The following is a 4,068-nucleotide window of genomic DNA, read 5'->3' as shown; positions in this document are numbered from 1 at the left end:
ACTTCAAGAAGGCCGTGCGCTGGCTGACGCAGGCAGGCGAACAGGGCCTGGCCGAGGCGTGGTACGCCTTGTCACGCATCTATATAAAGCCGGAATTTTCGCAGCGGAACGTGGTGGAGGCGCAGAAATACCTGGAGCGCGCGGCAGAGATGGGTTATCGCGACGCCCAGTTCGAATGCGGGAACGCGGCCTGGCGTGCGCGGCGGGAAAACGAGAACAATGACGTACGCGCCCTGTTCTGGCTGCAGAGGGCGGCGGCGCAGGGGTGTCCCAAGGCGACTGCCGCACTGCGCAAGCTGGCACCGCGCCAGCCCGGCGCCTGGGTCGACCTGGGGGGGCTGCTGGCTGGACGGGACCTGGCGGCCCATCCGCTGCTGACCGCGCGCCTGGAGCTGGCGGTCGTTTTCGGCCTGAGCCGGGCCGAAGCGTTGTTGCTGGACATCCGCAGCGCCGACCGCGGCCACTGCCTCGTGATCGACATCCGCGCCAGCTACGGCCGCAGCCGGCGCCGCCTGATCTCGGTGGAAACGACGCAGGAACGCCAGCTGCTCGACCGCGTGGGGCTCGTCTTCGAGAATGTCGATTGCGGTCCGGGCGGTCCGGAAGGGAATTACCGCCAGCGCCTGTACCGCCTGCGCACCCTGTTGCCGGAAGCGGGCGATGCAGAGGGCGGAGCGGAAGACGGCGACGACACGTTCGCCCGGCCGGAGCCGGACGGGGATTATTCGTTGGCCGCGTGAGCCGACGCGGCCGGGCGGCGATCAGATATCGATCTCGCCTTCGAACACGGTCTCGGCCGGACCGCTCATGTAGACGGGCTGGCCTTCGCCGGCCCAGTTGATGGTCAGTTTTCCGCCGCGCGCCTGGACTTGCACGGGCGAATCCAGCAGGCCGCGGCGGATGCCGGCGACGACAGCCGCGCAGGCACCCGTGCCGCAGGCCAGTGTTTCGCCGGCGCCGCGTTCGTAGACGCGCAGCTTGACGTGCCCGCGGTCCAGCACCTGCATGAAGCCGGCGTTCACGCGCCGGGGGAAGCGCGGGTGGTGCTCGATCTGCGGACCGGTCTCGAGGACGGGTGCCGTCTCGACGTCGTCCACGACCTGCACCGCGTGCGGGTTGCCCATCGAGACCGTCGACACGAGCACGGTCTGTTCCTGGCCCTTGAACGAGACGGTGATCGGCCACAAGGTGTCGCGCCCTTCGGCGACGCCGTCCAGGCCGGCCGCATCGAACGGTACGCGGGCCGGTTCGAGGATCGGAGCGCCCATGTCCACCGTGATGCTGCCGTCGTCTTCCAGGCGCGGCGTGATGATGCCGCTCATCGTTTCGACGCGAATGCTGCGTTTGTCCGTCAGGCCCTTGTCGCTGACGAAGCGCACGAAGGCGCGCGAACCATTGCCGCACTGCTCGACTTCGCCGCCGTCGTTGTTATAGATGCGGTAGCGGAAATCGCTGTCCGGCGCGGACGGGCGCTCGACGATCAGGATCTGGTCGGCGCCGACGCCGAAGCGGCGGTCGGCCAGGCGGCGCCATTGTTCCGGCCCGAGGTCGAGTTGCTGGTTGATCGCATCGATCACGACGAAGTCGTTGCCGGCGCCGTGCATCTTGGTGAACTTGAGTTTCATGGTATCCGTAATTAATCGTAGAACGAAGGCTCGCCGGGTGGCCGGGTTTTAAAACGCTTGTGCGTCCAGAAATACTCGGCTGGATAGTCGCGCACGCGGTCCTCGATGAAGGCGTTCATGCGGCGCGTGGCGGCGATGATGTCGTCGCCCGGATAATTCTCCCATGCGGGATAGAACTCTACCCGGTAACCTTTGTAATTGGGCAAAAATGTTGCCACGACCGGAATCACTTTTGCGCCCGTCGCGCCCGCAAGCCGGCCGAGTGCCGTCAGGGTCGCGGCCGGGACGCCGAAGAACGGCACGAAAGTCGCGTCTTTCTCGCCGAAATCCATGTCCGGCAGCATGAAATAGGGGAGCCCTTCACGCAGCGCGCGAATGATCGGCTTGATGCCGTCGGTGCGCGTGAACAGGCGCACGGGGCCGTAGCGTTCGCGGCCATTGCGCAACAAATCGTCGAACGCCTTGTTCTTTTGCGGCGAATACATGGACGACAGCGGCACCACGCGCGCTGCCACGCCGGCCACGTCCAGGCACACGAAGTGCGGGCAGAGCAGGATGGTCGGGCCATCTTCCATCTGCGCTTTCGGCACGGCCGGGACAACGTCGATCAGGCCGTGGATGCGTTCGAACGGCGCCCACCAGATCAGCGAGCGCTCCAGGATGCTGCGCGAATAGGCCATGAAGTGGCGCTTGGCAATATGGACCCGCTCCGCTTCGCTCAGCTCGGGCATGCACAGGCGCAGGTTGACCAGCGCGATCTTGCGGCGCTTGGGGATCGCGTAATACATCAGCCAGCCGACGGCGTTGCCGATGCGACCGAGGACAGGCAGCGGCAGGAAATGCAGCAGCCACAACAGGAAAATCAGGAACCTCATGCGATGGTCTCGGCTTGCGGTGCTGCAACGCCTTGCGGCTTCTTGTAGCGGTTGTAACTCCAGAAATACTGGGCGGGGCAGAAAGCGATGAGTTTTTCCATCTGGCGGTTGATGGCGGCGGCCKGCCGGGCCGCGTCACCCTCCAGCGATCCTTCGAACGGGACGAAGCGGATGGCGAAGCCGCGGCCGCGCGGCAGCCGTTCCGCGTAGACGGTCAGGATGTCCGCCTTGCCCAGCTGGGCCAGCTTGGCGGGCAGGGTCATCGTGTAGGCGTCACGGCCGTAGAAGGGCGCCCACACGCCTTCGCCTTCCTGCGGCACCTGGTCCGGCAGGACGCCGACGGGCTGGCCGCCGCGCAACGCCTTGACGAGCATGCGCACGCCGGACAGGTTGGCCGGTGCCAGGTGCATGTGCTGGCGCGCGCGGGCGCCCTCGACGAGGGGCTTCAGGGCGCTCTGGCGCGGCGGGCGGTACATGACCGTCAGTTCCACGCGCAGCGAGACCTGCTGGGCCGTCAGTTCGAAGCAGCCGAGGTGCGGGGTGAGGAACACGATGCCGCGGCCGGCGTCGAGCTGGCGCTGGACCAGTTCCCAGTTTTCCATGGTGACGTGGCGCGTGACGCGGTCCTGCGGCGCGCACCAGACGAAGGGCAGCTCGGCGATGGCCTTGCCGGATTCGGCGATCGCAGCGTGCAGGTGGCCGCGGTAGCCGGCGCGTTCAAGATTCTCGCGCAGGCGCCGGCGGTGTGATGGCGAGGCCAGATACACGATCCAGCCGAGCGCGGCGCCGAGCGCGTGCAGAGCACGCAGCGGCAAAAACGACAGGATCCGAAACAAAAGAACAAGCATTGATTGATTTAGGGTAGAGAACTGACGGGTTGCCGTGCCAGAATTTTTTGAGGAGCGTAAAATACCACTTTGTAGCATCCGCGGAGTTAATGACAACTTGCGAAGCGGAATATAAATCTCGCTAAAGCGTCGCAGGCCTTGGTGCTGCGGCAATTTTTTATCACAGTATCAGGAGCCTCAATGTCTTCCAATGACTACCTCTTCACTTCCGAGTCCGTCTCGGAAGGCCACCCGGACAAGGTCGCCGACCAGATTTCCGACGCCATTCTCGACGCCATCCTGGAGCAGGATCCGCGCGCGCGCGTAGCTGCCGAAACCCTGTGCAATACGGGTCTGGTGGTGCTGGCCGGGGAGATCACGACGCACGCAAACGTCGATTATATTCAAGTTGCACGCAACACCATCAAGCGCATCGGTTACGACAACACCGACTACGRCATCGACTACAAGGGTTGCGCAGTGCTGGTCGCCTACGACAAGCAGTCGCCTGACATCGCCCAGGGCGTCGACGAAGGCGCGGGTCTCGACCTCGACCAGGGTGCCGGCGACCAGGGCCTGATGTTCGGCTACGCCTGCGACGAGACGCCGGAACTGATGCCGGCCGCCATCTATTACGCGCACCGCCTCGTCGAGCGCCAGTCGCAACTGCGCAAGGACGGCCGCCTGCCGTGGCTGCGTCCGGACGCCAAGTCCCAGGTCACGCTGCGCTACGTGAATGGC

Annotated in this window: 5 protein-coding genes; 2 read left to right on the top strand and 3 right to left on the bottom strand. The window is 65.3% G+C overall.

Features of this window, described 5'->3' with window-relative positions; genetic code table 11:
• Nucleotides 1-740: tetratricopeptide repeat protein (locus tag AC1DYX_RS28700; RefSeq protein WP_477265248.1), on the top strand; the 740-nt coding region annotated here is incomplete at its 5' end.
• Nucleotides 741-761: 21 nt separating this feature from the next.
• Here the strand turns inward: AC1DYX_RS28700 and dapF are convergent.
• Genes dapF through AC1DYX_RS28685 form a run of 3 tightly spaced genes read right to left on the bottom strand, consistent with a single transcriptional unit; the run spans nucleotide 762 to nucleotide 3,348 of the window.
• Nucleotides 762-1,625, bottom strand: coding sequence for a diaminopimelate epimerase (gene dapF, locus AC1DYX_RS28695; protein WP_477265246.1), 864 nt, complete (start codon nucleotides 1,623-1,625; stop codon nucleotides 762-764).
• 11 nt (nucleotides 1,626-1,636) lie between these two features.
• Entirely contained in the window at nucleotides 1,637-2,500 is an 864-nt protein-coding gene (locus AC1DYX_RS28690; RefSeq protein ID WP_477265244.1) for a lysophospholipid acyltransferase family protein, read from the bottom strand.
• A complete protein-coding gene (locus tag AC1DYX_RS28685; protein ID WP_477265242.1) occupies nucleotides 2,497-3,348 on the bottom strand; it encodes a lysophospholipid acyltransferase family protein in 852 nt (283 codons plus the stop codon). The genes AC1DYX_RS28690 and AC1DYX_RS28685 overlap by 4 nt, the downstream gene beginning before the upstream one ends.
• Before the next feature lie 180 nt (nucleotides 3,349-3,528).
• Between AC1DYX_RS28685 and AC1DYX_RS28680 the strand changes: the two genes are divergently transcribed.
• On the top strand, nucleotides 3,529-4,068 hold a 540-nt coding region (locus AC1DYX_RS28680; RefSeq protein WP_477265240.1), incomplete at its 3' end, for an S-adenosylmethionine synthetase N-terminal domain-containing protein.

Source organism: Massilia sp. P2_C2 (genome assembly GCF_056404615.1).
This window is presented reverse-complemented; position numbering and strand designations above follow the sequence as displayed.